This window comes from Aquiflexum gelatinilyticum (assembly GCF_024741135.1).
GTDB lineage: Bacteria > Bacteroidota > Bacteroidia > Cytophagales > Cyclobacteriaceae > Cognataquiflexum > Cognataquiflexum gelatinilyticum.
Genome location: NZ_JANSUY010000003.1, coordinates 64,322 through 79,482, shown reverse-complemented (window position 1 = coordinate 79,482; position 15,161 = coordinate 64,322). Strand labels below are relative to the sequence as shown.

9 protein-coding genes are annotated in these 15,161 nt (G+C 42.1%); 8 read left to right on the top strand and 1 reads right to left on the bottom strand.

The window, feature by feature from the left end:
- Positions 1–87 precede the first annotated feature (87 nt).
- From NU887_RS06400 to NU887_RS06375, 6 genes are all read left to right on the top strand, one after another.
- Positions 88–1,416, top strand: a complete 1,329-nt coding sequence (locus NU887_RS06400; protein WP_258422542.1) for a DEAD/DEAH box helicase — start codon at positions 88–90, stop codon at positions 1,414–1,416.
- A gap of 603 nt (positions 1,417–2,019) precedes the next feature.
- Positions 2,020–5,238 carry a SusC/RagA family TonB-linked outer membrane protein gene (locus NU887_RS06395; RefSeq protein WP_258422541.1) on the top strand — a complete coding sequence of 1,073 codons (3,219 nt, stop codon included), beginning with the start codon at positions 2,020–2,022 and terminating at the stop codon, positions 5,236–5,238.
- Between the two features lie 28 nt (positions 5,239–5,266).
- Positions 5,267–6,823, top strand: coding sequence for a SusD/RagB family nutrient-binding outer membrane lipoprotein (locus NU887_RS06390; RefSeq protein WP_258422540.1), 1,557 nt, complete (start codon positions 5,267–5,269; stop codon positions 6,821–6,823).
- A 70-nt stretch (positions 6,824–6,893) separates the two neighbouring features.
- On the top strand, positions 6,894–9,443 hold the full coding sequence (locus tag NU887_RS06385) for a phosphocholine-specific phospholipase C (protein WP_258422539.1): 2,550 nt from the start codon (positions 6,894–6,896) through the stop codon (positions 9,441–9,443).
- Positions 9,440–10,531 carry an alkaline phosphatase family protein gene (locus tag NU887_RS06380; protein WP_258422538.1) on the top strand — a complete coding sequence of 364 codons (1,092 nt, stop codon included), beginning with the start codon at positions 9,440–9,442 and terminating at the stop codon, positions 10,529–10,531. Before NU887_RS06385 ends, NU887_RS06380 begins: the two co-directional genes overlap by 4 nt.
- Entirely contained in the window at positions 10,528–12,186 is a 1,659-nt protein-coding gene (locus tag NU887_RS06375) for a metallophosphoesterase family protein (RefSeq protein ID WP_258422537.1), read from the top strand. The genes NU887_RS06380 and NU887_RS06375 overlap by 4 nt, the downstream gene beginning before the upstream one ends.
- Position 12,187: 1 nt before the next feature.
- Here NU887_RS06375 and NU887_RS06370 read toward each other — a convergent pair whose 3' ends face one another.
- Positions 12,188–12,757: an HD domain-containing protein gene (locus tag NU887_RS06370; protein WP_258422536.1), complete on the bottom strand. Its 570-nt coding sequence runs from the start codon at positions 12,755–12,757 to the stop codon at positions 12,188–12,190.
- A 303-nt stretch (positions 12,758–13,060) separates the two neighbouring features.
- Between NU887_RS06370 and NU887_RS06365 the strand changes: the two genes are divergently transcribed.
- Positions 13,061–13,756: an HAD hydrolase-like protein gene (locus NU887_RS06365; RefSeq protein WP_258422535.1), complete on the top strand. Its 696-nt coding sequence runs from the start codon at positions 13,061–13,063 to the stop codon at positions 13,754–13,756.
- Between the two features lie 81 nt (positions 13,757–13,837).
- Positions 13,838–15,160, top strand: coding sequence for a DUF5690 family protein (locus tag NU887_RS06360; protein WP_258422534.1), 1,323 nt, complete (start codon positions 13,838–13,840; stop codon positions 15,158–15,160).
- Position 15,161 lies beyond the last annotated feature (1 nt).

Below are 15,161 nucleotides of genomic sequence, written 5' to 3'. Positions count from 1 at the left end.
AAATTCCCCAGAAGTAAAAGATTCTAATTTCCATCCATACCTAATTACTCCCTCCTCCTCCAAACTTTATTTCCGTACCTTTGCCCCATGTCAGAAAATACCGCTTCATCCCACGCCAGATATTTAAAGAACCTTTCTATCGATGCATTCAATGAAATGCAATCGGACTTTATAGAAAGTGCTGCCAAAACCGACAATATCATGCTCTTGGCACCTACCGGTTCGGGGAAGACATTGGCTTACCTGATTCCTTTGGTGGATGCACTTCAGGAAGACCTAAAGGAAGTCCAGGCCCTGATCATCGTCCCATCACGGGAGTTGGCGATACAGATCGAGCAAGTTTTTAAGGGGATGAAAACTCCTTTCAAAGTAAGTACTGTCTATGGCGGTCATGCCATGAAGGTCGAACAAAACAGCCTCAGCGAAGCGCCTGCTGTGGTAATTGGAACGCCGGGAAGACTTTCGGACCATGTCCAGAAGGAATCTTTTGATACAAAAGGAATCAAAATGATCATCTTGGATGAATTTGACAAGTCATTGCAAATGGGTTTCCATGAGCAGTTGAGGATTATATTCCGTGGCCTGAAGACCCAGACACAGCGACATTTACTGACTTCAGCTACGGTTTTGGAGAGATTGCCTGACTTCCTGCCATTCAGCAATCCAACTACTATAAATTACCTGAAGGACGAGGAAGATTCCAAACTTGAACTCAAACTTTTCCATACTTCGAGTAAGGAAAAAGTCCAGGTTTTGATGCGCTTGGTGGCGGGATTTCAGAATGAACCCTGCCTTGTTTTTTGCAACCATCGGGATGCGGTGGACCGGATCAGTATGCTGCTGACCGGAAATGGATTTGAACATGGGGTCCTGCATGGAGGAATGGAACAAATTGACAGAGAAAAAAACTTGATCAAATTCCGCAGTGGAGTTTACAATCTCCTGATCGCAACCGACCTGGCATCCCGTGGCCTCGATATTCCCGAAATCATGCACGTGGTTCACTATCAGTTGCCTCCACGAAAAGATGCATTTACCCACCGAAATGGAAGAACCGCAAGGATGCATGCTGAAGGCAACGGCTATCTGATTTTGGCAAATGATGAAGTTCTGCCTGATTATATTGACAAATCTGTTGAGGAAACAACTGTGACGGAGGTTTTGGCACCTGTGCAGCCATCATCCTTTGAATGCCTGTATTTCAGTGCTGGCAAAAAAGATAAAATCTCCAAAGGCGACATTGTGGGTTTGCTCACACAAAAAGGAGGCTTGACAACATCGGACATCGGGTTGATTACACTTCTGGATTTTTCTTCTTATGTGGCTGTCAAACGATCGAAAGTCGAAAAAACCCTTGATAAAATCCGTAATGAGAAACTGAAAAAGAGCAAGGTGAAAATTGAGGTGGCGAGGTGAGGTTGTTGGTTAATTGGCTAAAGGATTAATTGGTTAACTGATTTGGGTTTAATTGGTTAATTGATTATATGGTTAACTGAATATCCTTAATCTAGTTTATCTCAGCCCGAAACGTGCGAGATTATAACCATAATACGGAATGATAGAATAGCAATGAGGTATTCCTATTTATCTTCAATTTCACATATACCTACTCAATTCTTTTGCAACTTCCAAACCAAAGTCTTTTCCAACCCAGGAAACTTCCAATTTTTTAAACCTCCTGCTCCTCTTACCTTTTTCTTCTCACTGTCTAGCTACTTAGTACTTGGTACATTGTACTTAGTACTTTCAGGTACTTAATCCTTTCCTCCCTATTGTTTACTATTTATATACTTTTTTATTTAACAAAAACCTAACTTTTACTAAACACTACATCTTTTTTACCCTCCAATATTATCTCCCAAATATTCATATTTGATCGAAAAAAGGCATTTTTTAATCATTTAACATAAAATTAATTCACCTTAAGTTAACCATTTCTTAACCGGTAAAAAAACTCAAAAGTTTAGCTTTGGTAAAACTTTTAAATCAAACTATATCAAAAATTTCTACCAAAACAACATGAAAACGGCAAGATTACAGCGCGTCGGATGGATGTTGGTCCTCTTTTTTGGATTGACACTATCAGCCATCGCCCAAGAAAAAAGGGTCGAAGGAAAAGTTACTGACCCGGCAGGGCAACCGCTACCCGGTACAAGTGTACTGGTCAAAGGCACCAACAGAGGCACCGTGTCCGATCTGGATGGTTTGTATAATTTAATGACTACCCCTTCCGACACTCTGGTTTTTTCCTTTATTGGATTTGAAAAAACAGAAAGACTTGTCGGTAATTCATCCATCATCAATATCACTTTACAAGAAGGGATTGAAATCGGAGAAGTAGTGGTCACTGCACTTGGCATGGAGCGTGATGCCAAAGCTTTGGGATATGCCGTACAGACCGTGGATGGAGATAGGTTTTCTGAAGCCAGAGAAACCAACGTGCTCAATTCTCTTAGCGGTCGAGTGGCCGGTGTCAATGTAACAAACGGTTCAAGTGGTTTAGGGGGATCCACCAGGGTAACAATCCGTGGAGAATCTTCTTTGAACATCAATGCTAACCAACCTCTTTTTGTAGTGGATGGAATTCCTATCAGTAATAACCTTACCGGTTCATCAGGAAGCGGAAACCAGGAAGTGGATTATGGAAATGCTGCCGGTGACATCAACCCTGATGATATCGCTTCAATGACGGTTTTGAAAGGTCCAGCTGCCGCAGCCTTGTACGGTTCACGTGCTGCAAACGGTGCTATACTGATCACCACCAAAACAGGAAAAGGCAAAAAAGGATTTGGAGTGACGATCAATTCCAATACAACATTTGACAGTCCATTGGTAATGCCGCAATGGCAGGACAGGTATGGCCAAGGCAATAACGGCCAGTTTTCTTTTGTGGATGGTGCCGGCTCAGGAATTGCGGACGGCGTAGATGAGAGCTGGGGTCCTGAGTTGGACAAGGGATTACTTATTCCCCAATTTGATTCACCAAGAAATATTCCGGGCTTTAGAGGTGGTGATTTGAATGCTCCTACAGGAAGTACAATTACTCCTACTCCCTGGGTATCCCAACCGAATAACATTAACGATTTTTTCCAGACCGGAGTGACTTTGGCAAACAATGTCTCAGTCGGCGCTGCAAATGATAAAGCCAATGTGCGTTTTTCATGGACCAACCTTGATCAGAAAGGAATTGTGCCAAATACGGACTTGAAGCGGAATACTTTGGCAATGAATACCGGAATCAACATTGTTCCGGATAAACTCACTCTGAACTCAACTTTCAATTACCAAAACACAAATTCAGGCAACAGGCCAAACATCAGTTATGGTACAGAAAACCTGATGTACCTGTGGATTTGGTATGGCCGTCAGTTGAACACCGGTAACCTGAGGGACTATTGGATGCCGGGCTTGGAAGGAGTTCAGCAGTTTAACTATAACTACAACTACCACGACAATCCTTATTTCAACGTTTTTGAAAACACCAATGGACAACAGAAAGACAGGGTCTTTGGAAACGTTTCTCTTAATTACAAAATCACCGAAAAACTAAACTTGATGGTCAGGACCGGTTTGGATACCTACAATGAGTTGAGAGACAGAAAAAGGGCTTTCTCTACACAGCGTTTCCCGAGAGGAAATTACAGAGAAGACAATGTCTATTTTATGGAAAGAAACTCTGATTTCTTGCTTTCTTATTCTGAAACAGGAAACATGAACTGGACTTACAATATTGCACTTGGTGGCAACCTGATGTCTCAAGAAAACAGATTCATGCAGGTGGTGGCGCCTGAGCTTCTTATCCCGGGAATATACAACTTCACCAATACGGCAGTTGCACTCCAGACTTCTCAGTTTAACAGCACCAAAAAAATTAACTCTCTTTACGGTTTTGGACAAATTGGTTACAAAAACATCCTGTTTTTGGACATCACGGGAAGAAATGACTGGTCCTCAACATTGCCTGTAAACAACAACTCCTATTTCTATCCATCTGCGACTTTGAGTGCCATCGTATCGGATATGTTCCAGATGCCAAAAAGTGTCAGTTTGGTAAAAGTACGTGCAGCTTATGCAGAAGTCGGTAATGATACGAGCCCTTACAGTTTGACCAATGTGTTTAACAACCAAGTGGCATGGGGTTCTGACCAAGCAAAGACAGAATCTTCAGTTCTTTCCAATGCAGATTTGAGGCCTGAAAGAACAGCTTCTACTGAATTTGGGCTTGATTTGAGGTTTTTCGAAAACAGGTTGGGTTTTGACTTCACTTACTACGATAATGTCACAAGGGACCAGATCATCCCGATCACATTGGACATCGCAACAGGGTATAACAGCAGAATCATCAATGCAGGAAAAATCCAGAATTCAGGTATTGAGATCGTCATGCTTGCTAATCCAATTAAGAAGCAAAGCGGATTCCGTTGGGATATTGTGGCAAACTTTACAAGAAATAGAGGCAAGGTCCTTGAACTGACTGAAGGTCTTGATACATACACCTTGACAGAGAGAAACGGAGCCTTTGTACAGGCAAGGATCGGAGAAAGAATGGGAAATATCTATGGTGTCGGCTTTGCCAGAGTGGAAGATGAAAACAGCCCATATTTTGGACAAATCATCCATAACAGCACAGGAACTCCTTTGAGGGATTCGGAATTGAAACTTCAGGGAAATTACAATCCTGATTGGATGCTTGGTATCCAAAATAACTTCACCTACAAAAATTTTAACCTCGGATTCCTGTTTGACATCAGATATGGAGGAATTGTAGTTTCAAGAACCAAAACCATCGGAAGCACTTCGGGACAATTGGAAGAAACCCTTCTTGGAAGAGAAAACGGGTATGACCTTTCTGTGGAAGGCAACGGAATCATCAGCCCTGGAGTCATCCAAAATGCAGATGGCACATTTACTCCCAATACCATCAAAATCACATCCAGAAACTGGCACAACAGGTACTACGAGCGAAATAATGTGGAGGCTGCAAAATATGACGCATCTTATGTGAAACTGAGAGAGGTAACTCTTGGATATAATATCCCTAGAGAATTGATCAGAAAATCACCTTTTGAGGACATCAAAATTTCCCTTGTTGCCAGAAACCTTGCTTTGTGGACCGAAAACCCACACTTCGATCCAGAAACCTTATCCATGTCTGGAGGTACCCTCCAGCCTGGAGTTGAAAATATGTCCTTCCCATCTACGAGAAGTATCGGTTTCAATATCAACCTTAAGTTTTAACCAGAAAAATTTCTGAACATATATTGTTATGAAAACCAATATCAAAAAACTATTCACTGCCTTCCTAGCCCTTCAATTGGGTTGGTTTGCAGCCTGTACAAGTGATTTTGAAGAAATCAACAGCAATCCCAATTCACCGGAAACTGTCCCTTCTTCTCTTTTACTGCCGACGATTCTCAGGACAACCGCCAACCAACATGCAGGTCAGGCATGGGGAATCGGAAATGTGGTCATGCAGTATACTGCCAAAATCCAGTTTACTAATGAGGACCGTTACAATTGGGGACCTTTTGGCGATCCTTATGGCAGTTTTTACAATTCTCAAAGGGACATTACCAATATCATCAAAATCTCTGAGCCCTTGGGCCAGAATAATTATGTCGGAATAGCCAAAGTCGTACGTGCTCTTCAGTATTCTTTCATGACAGATGCCTATGGTGAGTTACCTTATTCACAGGCCACCCAGGCAAAGGACGGTATCAACTACCCGGAGTTTGATACACAAGAAGCCATCTATGAAGGTATTTTGAAGGATTTGAGGGAAGCAAACGACCTTCTTGGATCAAGCAATGAAGCTGTTCGGGGGGATATCCTTTTTGGTGGAAATATTGTCAGATGGAAAAAATTCGCAAACTCACTTCGCATCAGGGTTTTGATGAGGATTTCTTTGAGAAAAAATCCTTCTGCTGAATTGCAACAAATTCTAGCAAACCCGGCACAGTTTCCGATTTTCACAGGTAATGATGACCATGGGGTGCTCCAGCATCTTTCGGACGTACCCAATCAGCACAATCTATACACAACCCGTTCAGGTTCTTTTGACGAGTACAGGTTGAGCAAGAACATGGAATTAACCTTGAAAGGACTCAATGACGCAAGGCTTTTTGCATATGCACAGCCTACCAATGCCTCCGGTGCGGGTGTAGTCGGTAACCCTGATGATTATAGCGGAGTACCCAATGGGCTTTCAGACGAAGAAGCTTTGCAATATTCCCCTTCCGGTGACCCCGCTAAAGGAGGTTCCAACTTCCTTTCAAGGGTAGGTTTCCTATGGGCATGTTCTGCCTGTACTCCCCGTGCAAACCCAACAGGATACCAAACCATATTGATGAATTTCTCAGAATTACAGTTTCTCCTTGCAGAAGCTAGAGAAAGAGATTATATCAGCACAGGTTCGGCTGAGGAATATTACCTAAATGGCATCAACGCTTCATTTGACTACTACGAAGCTAGATACAGATTAGTAAATCTTCCACAAATCGCTGACAGACTCATGGTTGGAACAGAATACTTTACCCAACCAAGTGTAGCTTACACAGGAACTCAAGCTGAAAAACTTGCGAAAATCGGTACCCAAAAATGGATTGCCCTTTATTTCTCAGGTCTGGAAAACTGGTACGATTGGAGAAGAACAGGTATCCCAACAATTGTACCCGGACCGGCCGCTTTTGAACCAAACGTTCCAAGGAGGTTTATGTATCCTTCTTCTGTGCAGGCTTTGAACGAAGACAACTACAGAGCTGCACTAGCAAGGCAAGGTGAAGACAGAATCTCTACTAGGGTTTGGTGGGATTTAGCTAGATAATTTAATTGAAAAATGATAGATTCCTGCCTGTTCCGGATACCGGGACAGGCAGGAATTTTAAACAATACCCATGAAAAATAACAGAAGAGAATTTCTCAAGCAGGCAGCAATTTTTTCAGGAAGTATGGCGCTTTGGGGAGGAATCCCTGCAGCCATCCAAAAAGCCATGGCTATCAGTCCGGAAGCCGGCACGACTTTTTTAGATGCCGAACACATTGTTTTTTTGATGCAGGAAAACAGGTCATTTGACCATGCCTTGGGTTCACTTCAGGGAGTCCGGGGATTCAATGACCCAAGAGCGATCAAGCTTGCCAATGGCTTGCCTGTATGGCTGCAACCTGACAAAGCAGGAAATACCTACAAGCCATTTCACCTCGATATACAAAATACCAAAGCCACCTGGATGGGTGACATTCCCCACTCTTGGGAAAATCAGGTTGATGCAAGGAATGAAGGAAAATATGATGGATGGGTAGAATCCAAAAGACCAGGAAACAAGGAATTCAGCCATGTGCCTTTGACCATGGGCTATTATAAGAGAGAAGACATCCCTTTTTATTATGCATTGGCAGATGCTTTTACAGTTTGCGACCAGCATTTTTGCTCAGCCCTGACCGGTACCACTACCAACAGGATGTATTTTTGGACCGGAAAAAGCAGGAATCCCAAAGACGGCTTTTCTGTTGTCCGCAACTCTGAAGCCACCTATTCCAAAGAAGTGGATTGGAAGACTTATCCTGAAAGACTGGAAGAAAACGGTGTATCATGGAGAGTTTACCAAAATGAAATCAGCTTGTCATCAGGCTTAGAGGACGAAGACGAATCATTTTTAGCCAACTTCACAGACAATAACCTGGAATGGTTCAAGCAATACCATGTTCGTTTTGCCAAAAGCCACTACCCATTTTTACAAAAAGCAGAAAAAGAACTCCAAGAATCCATCGACCAGCTAGAGCATAGGATGAAATCCAATCCCGTCGATGGAATAGAAAAAGCAATGGAGGAAAACAAAGCAAAGCTGGCATATGTCCAGGAAACTTTAGTGAAGTATCATCCGGACAACTTTGACAAGCTTTCTGAAACAGAGAAAAACCTCCACAAAAAAGCTTTTACGATCAATTCAGAGGATCCGGATTTTCACCAGACAGAATGGATGGAATATGAAAAAGATGGAAAAGCCTTCAAAACAAAGATCCCAAAAGGCGACATCCTCCACGAATTTCGCAAAGATGTCAAAGAAGGAAAACTCCCAACGGTATCTTGGCTGGTTGCCCCGCAAAAATTCTCTGACCATCCATCGGCCCCCTGGTATGGCGCATGGTATGTCTCCGAGGCAATGAACATCCTGACCGAAAATCCTGAAGTCTGGAAGAAGACCATTTTTATACTCAATTATGATGAGAACGACGGATATTTTGACCATATCCCTCCTTTTGTAGCCCCGCATCCCACAGATCTAAATTCCGGAAAAGTAACAGGAGGCATCGAAACCAAGGACGAATTTGTCACCATGGAGGAAGAACTCTCCAAACCTGGGATGAAATCTAAGAATGCCCGACAAAGTCCGATTGGCTTGGGATATAGGGTTCCGCTGATTATCGCCTCCCCTTGGACACGTGGTGGCTGGGTCAACTCAGAAGTCTGTGATCTAACCTCTTCGCTGATGTTTTTGGAGAAATTTCTGAAACACAAAACAGGAAAAGACATCATAGAAGACAATATCAGTAGCTGGAGAAGGACCGTTTGTGGTGACCTCACTTCTGCTTTCAGACCCTATAATGGCGAGAAAATTGAATTTCCAAAACCCGTAGTACAGCAAGAATTTATGAAAATGATCCACCAAGCAAGTTTCAAAAACCTGCCTGACAACTTCGGGCCCCTTACCTCAACCGAAATCCAAACGGTCAAAAAAGCGGGACGGAAATCCAAAGTCCTACCTAAGCAGGAAGCCGGAACAAGAAATTCCAATGCGCTCACTTATGAATTATACCTTGATGGGGGAATGGATTTCTTTCAACAATCATTCAGGATAGTTTTTCAAAATTCTGATAAAGTATTTGGGAAAAAGACAGCAGGGGTACCCTTCCAAGTCTATGCTCCTGCCAAATATTTGGAAAACGGCAAATGGCTGCCGATGAAAGTATGGTCTTTTGCCTTGGAGCCGGGGACAGACCTAGATTACCAATGGCCTTTGGTCAATTTTGAAAACGGACTATACCACTTGGATGCTTATGGTCCAAATGGGTTTTTCAGAAGTTTCAAAGGAATGAGAAATGAACCTTTGGTCGAAGTCAATGCAACATACGACCTCAAAGACCCTAAAAATCCCAAGTTGATTCTCACTATCAATAACCACGACAAGGTCAAAACACTGGACTTGGTCTTGGAAGACCAAGCCTACGGCAAAGTAAGGACTGAAATATCCCTTAATCCAACCTCAGAGAAAACGATCATATTGGACACCGAGAAAAGTTTTGGTTGGTACGATTATGCATTAAAAATCCAAGACAATGAGTCATTTGAAAGAAGACTTGCAGGAAGAATAGAAACCGGCTTGCCTTCAAAAACAGATCCGCAGATGGGAAACCTTATCCAAGACCAAGACACATTCAACGTATGAAAAAATTACTTTTGATCGGATTAGTATTTCTGGGATTGATTCGGGAAAGTTCATCTCAAAATCTTAAAACTGAAAACCTGATTTTCATCACTTTGGATGGTTTGAGATGGCAGGAGGTATTTTCAGGTGCAGACTCTCTTTTGGTAGTGGATACGAAATACGCACAGGATCCCGAAAAACTCACTGAAACCTTTTGGCACCTCGACCCAAAAGTCAGAAGGGAAACTTTGATGCCTTTCTTTTGGGAAGTCATTGCTAAGGAAGGACAGTTGCATGGCAACAGAAAACTTGGCAGCAAAGTGAATGATAAAAACAGGATGGTATTTTCCAAACCTTGCTACAATGAGATTTTTGCAGGATATCCAGACGATGAGCGCATCAATAGTAACAGCAAAGAAAATAACCCAAACCCTAATTTCTTGGAATTTCTCCAGAAGCAGCAAGGTTTTGAAAATAGGATTGCAGCTTTTGCATCTTGGGATGTGTTCCCTGCTATCCTCAACAGAGACAGGAACGGATTGAAACTAAATGCAGGATTTGAAAAAGCCCAAGGTGAAAATTTGACTGAAATCGAGACTTTCCTAAACCGTGCACAAGATGAGATTCGTGGTCCTTGGGGCGGTGTGAGGTTGGATTTTTTTACCCACCATTATGCGATGGAGGAGTTGAAAACAAGGAAGCCAAAAGTCCTTTATATAGGATATGGTGAAACTGACGATTACAGCCACGACGATAGGTATGACCAATACTTGCTCTCAGCAAGACAGACTGATGCTTACATCCGTGAGATCTGGGATTTTGTCCAAAATGATCCCCAATACCAAGATAAGACTACTATGATCATCATGACAGACCATGGCCGGGGAGTCTATCCCAAAGTAAACTGGAAGAGCCATTCTGTCAATACACCGAATTCAGATGAAATCTGGATAGCAGCCATAGGACCTGACACACCTGCACTAGGTGAAGTCAGGCAAGAAGGGCAAAGCTTTGCTATGCAGGTGGCAAGGACGATGGTGGAATTGTTGGGATTTGAATATCCGGTCACAAAAGCAGGGGAAGTCATTCCTACAATCTTGGGAAAATGAGATTCAAGGTTTTCATTTTACTCATTCTCTTGAGTGGATGCCAGCCTAAAGAGCAGGAAATAAAATCGACTTTTTCGTCCTCTCTCATGTCCTATTGGAAGGACAAGTCAATGGGATCTGTTTGGGATTTTGTACCAAAAGATGAAATCCATGAATTGTCCATCGGTTGGGAATTCCATGGTTGGGACACTTTGAAAGGAATAGGAGCAGAAATTCCAAATCTGAAATCAGGCTTGAAAATAAACCTTCCGCACCGCATCCAAACTCCCAATTCCAACATCTGGTACTCCGGAGATTTTGAACTGGAAAATGGAGTGTTGATAGTTGGTGCAGACGATGGACAACAGGTTTGGGTAGATGACAATCCCATCCTTCCTGACAAAAATCATGTCTATCAAATCCCTAAAACCAATGGAAAAATTACCATTAGAGTGATTAACAATGCTGTGGCAGGCGGCCTTGGAACTGTAAAATGGATTCCGATTGCAACCTGGGAAAAAGCCACTATAAACTTTGATTCAGAATGGTTTGGGAAGGTTAGGGAGGATAAGCATATGCTATGGCAGAAAGAGGTTGATTTTGATGAGATGACATCCAAAAGGTATCCCATTTGGTTTTCTGATCCGGTTATTTTACCATATGATAAAGACCAAATTCTCCTCAGGTGGACAGGAGAAAAGGGACATGAATCATGGATTTTTTATGGTAAGGATTCGGCAAACCTGCATCTTTCTACTTTAGCGATTGAAGATGATGGAGTCTATTCTGCATTTTTACCCAATGAGAAAATCCAACATTACAGGTTTGAGATGTCAGAGACCAAATCTCCTATCTACACTTCCAATTCGGTGGAATCGAAAATCCAAACCAGCTTTGCACTTTGGGCAGACAGCCAAGGAGGATGGAAATCGTTTGAAAAAATCCTTGAACAGATCAAAGAGGCAAATCCTGATTTCACCGTAGGAATCGGTGATTTGGTAGGAAACGGCAGACTTGAAAGTGAATACCAAAAATTGCTTCAGTACCTCTCACCTATTGCTGTTCCCCATTATTTACTTCCAGGAAACCATGATTATGATGGTTCATATCAAACCTGGATTCCTGAGCCTTTCCGAAAAGTGCTCAAAGCAGACAACCAAAAAAATTACTATTCCTGGCAAACAGGGCCTTGTTCATTTATCGCTTTGGACCCCAATGAAAACTTTCCTGTCGGGATTCCGGCCAATACGGAGCAATTCGAATGGTTTCAACAGGAAATCAAATCAAAGAAATGGAAAGATGCTGCCTGGAAAATCATATTGGTTCACCAGCCACCCTTCAGTCAAGGTTGGATAGGGTATCATGGGGAGCAAAGCATAGAAAATTTGTTGAAACCGGTTTGGGAATCAGGTTTGGCCGATTTGGTGATTTCGGGCCATACCCATGACTATGAAAGGTTGATCTTGGATCATCCAAATGGAAAGACTGCCATTTTGATTCTTGGTGGCGCCGGAGGGGGATTGGAGTCTGAAGGGAATAAAGAAGATTTTCCTATTATGGACAAACTCATCCGTGAGCACCATTTTGGCAGGATTGATGCCACTAACAAAAAGCTGGAATTCAAAGCCGTAAACCAATCAGGAAAGGTGATTGACTCCTTTTCTCTTGAAAAATGAGTCAATCGATCACTTTCAGCGCCATTTCCTTAAGGTATCCCAAATCCGGAACTGGGATTTCTTCTTCCTTTGCCAATTCATCCCAAGTTCTCATTTTTAGCGAAAGATCAAACAAAGGGTCTTTTTCAAAATTTCCGGCCTCCATGGAGGTCATGACACCACCCTGATAACCCAAAGTCATCAGGCTTGCCTCGGAAAGTTTTTGTAGATATTCCGGGTATTTGAAAGTAAGGTAACGTTTTGCCTGCACGTGGTTTTCAACAAGTTTGGCTACTTTCTCAGGAAAACCTACTTCACGTAAAAAGTCCGCGCCTATCTGTTCATGCCTCTTTACTCCAAAGCCTCCCATATTTTCAAGATCTCGATCCATGGCAAACAAATGGCCCAAATCATGGAAAAAAGCTGCCAAAATCACTTCGTCGTCATAACCTTCTTTTTGGGCAAGTTGGGCGGATTGGCACATATGTTCAATCTGGGAAACGGGTTCACCGATATAATCCGCATGACCAAATTTTTCATACAAGTCAAAAACCATCTTGACTCTTTCTTCCTTTGAAAGGGAATTCATCATTTTGTTGAATGTTTATAAATACTAAATTAATCTATCCGATTCGATTCACGATAGAATTTAAATTAAGAAAAGGTTAAATAAAAAAATGTTGAAATCAAGAGTAATTTAATGATTTATTTATTGATTAAGGCTAAATCATCAATTGCGACTTAAATGTTAACAGAATAGTAATTGTATTTTTTTTGAATAATAATTCCACAAAGTTTATTTTTGCTAAACTTATGTTTAATTCAATAAATCAAATGGATGAGAATTAAACACTTTATTTCAAACCAAGAACATCAAAATCAATAGATATCACCAATGAAAAAAGCCATCAAACTCGCAGTTTTTGACATCGCGGGGACAACCATAAAAGACAATAGCAATGTGGCAGGATCATTTCAGCATGCATTTCTCCAACATGGTTTTGAAAATGTGACATTGGCAGAGGCAAACGAAAAGATGGGATATCCTAAGCCATTGGCCATCCGTGATATTCTATCCAACCATGTATCGGATAAAGGAATCATTACTTTAAATCTCATCGATGCCATACACGAGGATTTTGTCCAAAACATGATCGAATATTACCGTCATGCACCCGGCATAGAGCCTATGGATGATGCGGAAGATACATTCAATGCACTTCGGAGAAAAGGAATTAAAATCGGCCTTGATACAGGTTTTAGCAGGGATATTACAGATGTAATTTTAGAAAGAGTGGGTTGGAAAAACTCCCCGCTGATTGACGTCACAGTATGTAGCGATGAAGTGGAAAAAGGCAGGCCTTTTCCAGATATGATCCATGTGATGATGGAAAAACTAGGAATAAAGGACCCCAAGGAAGTCATCAAGATAGGTGACACTGAAGTCGATGTCAATGAAGGAATCAACACAGGTTGCCTGATGAATATAGCAGTAACCACAGGAGCGTTCTCAGAAGAAGAACTGCTAAAGCATCACCCTACACACATCGTCAATTCATTGACAGAAATTCTGGATTTGATCGACCAATAATCAAAGTCTCCCAAACTCTCCAAGGGTTCGGAACCCTTGGAGAGTTCCTTAAAAAACGACTCAGATTTCTATTTTTTTCCCATGCTGAAGCTTCCTTTCGTCTCAAAAAAACTTGCCCAAAGCAGCAACTTTAGCATGAGTTTGTTTGCGGCAGTGATGGCCTTTTTGACTTATAGCAGCATGTATGCTTTTAGAAAACCTTTTGCGGCAGCGACTTTTGAGGGGGAGTTATTTATGGGAATGGACCTGAAGGTCTGGCTGATTTTGGCGCAGACTTTTGGCTACATGGCGAGCAAATTCTATGGTATCAAAATGATCTCAGAACTCAAACCTGAAAGGAGGGCGGTTTTGATTTTAACCTTAATCGGCATTTCGTGGATGGGATTGTTGGGTTTTGCGGTACTACCAGCACCATTCAATATCCTTTGTTTTTTGGTCAATGGATTTCCGTTGGGATTGATTTGGGGATTGGTTTTCCATTACCTGGAAGGGAGAAAATTTACTGAAATGATGGGAAGTATCCTGGCTGTCAGTTTTGTTTTCTCCTCCGGTTTGGTCAAAACAATAGGTAAATACCTGATGGACGAATGGGCTGTCTCCGAACTTTGGATGCCATTTTGGACGGGTGGAATTTTCATGCCTTTGCTTGTGATTTCTGTTATTTTGCTCAATCAGACTCCTCCACCAAATCGCGAAGACGTGGCCTTGCGCTCTGTCCGAACGCCCATGTCCAAAAAAGAAAGAGTTGATTTCTTCAATGCTTTCAAGCCGGGAATCATCATTCTTGTGTTGGTCTATGTGGTGCTTACCGCGCTCCGTGACATCAGAGACAATTTTGCGGTGGAAATATGGGAGACAATGGGAATCAATGTCAATCCTGAGCTACTTACACAAACAGAAATTCCTATTACCCTAATTCTTTTGGTCATGATGGCGCTCTTGGTTTTGGTCAAAAACAACCAAAAGGCACTGTTCCTATACCATTGGATCATCATTGCAGGACTTGTCCTGGCCGTAGGCGCTACTATTTTGCTACAGTTGGGCCTCATTCCACCCTTCCTTTGGGTTGTCTTGACCGGGACAGGGATTTATATGGGCTACATTCCATTCAACTGTCTGTTGTTTGACAGGCTGATTGCCTCGTTCAAGTCAGCAGGAAATGTGGGATTCCTGATGTACCTGGCAGATAGCTTCGGATATTTGGGTTCGGTGGGTATCGTCACCATCAAACAGTTTGGTATTTTGCAGGACATGAGTTGGCACCTTTTCTACACCCAAGGCATCTTGGTGATGCTAAGTATCGGGACAGGAATGATGCTTTTTACTCTGTTATATTTTAAAAGAAAAACAAAAACCTACGAGTCGGGAACCGTTGAAAACATTTCTTTGGCTTCAAAAATATAAA

What these genes read in the sequence shown, in the direction of transcription:
- NU887_RS06400 (WP_258422542.1), top strand. Translation starts at nt 88, where the DNA reads ATGTCAGAAAATACCGCTTCATCCCACGCCAGATATTTAAAGAACCTT.
- NU887_RS06395 (WP_258422541.1), top strand. Translation starts at nt 2,020, where the DNA reads ATGAAAACGGCAAGATTACAGCGCGTCGGATGGATGTTGGTCCTCTTT.
- NU887_RS06390 (WP_258422540.1), top strand. Translation starts at nt 5,267, where the DNA reads ATGAAAACCAATATCAAAAAACTATTCACTGCCTTCCTAGCCCTTCAA.
- NU887_RS06385 (WP_258422539.1), top strand. Translation starts at nt 6,894, where the DNA reads ATGAAAAATAACAGAAGAGAATTTCTCAAGCAGGCAGCAATTTTTTCA.
- NU887_RS06380 (WP_258422538.1), top strand. Translation starts at nt 9,440, where the DNA reads ATGAAAAAATTACTTTTGATCGGATTAGTATTTCTGGGATTGATTCGG.
- NU887_RS06375 (WP_258422537.1), top strand. Translation starts at nt 10,528, where the DNA reads ATGAGATTCAAGGTTTTCATTTTACTCATTCTCTTGAGTGGATGCCAG.
- NU887_RS06370 (WP_258422536.1), bottom strand. Translation starts at nt 12,757, where the DNA reads ATGATGAATTCCCTTTCAAAGGAAGAAAGAGTCAAGATGGTTTTTGAC.
- NU887_RS06365 (WP_258422535.1), top strand. Translation starts at nt 13,061, where the DNA reads ATGAAAAAAGCCATCAAACTCGCAGTTTTTGACATCGCGGGGACAACC.
- NU887_RS06360 (WP_258422534.1), top strand. Translation starts at nt 13,838, where the DNA reads ATGCTGAAGCTTCCTTTCGTCTCAAAAAAACTTGCCCAAAGCAGCAAC.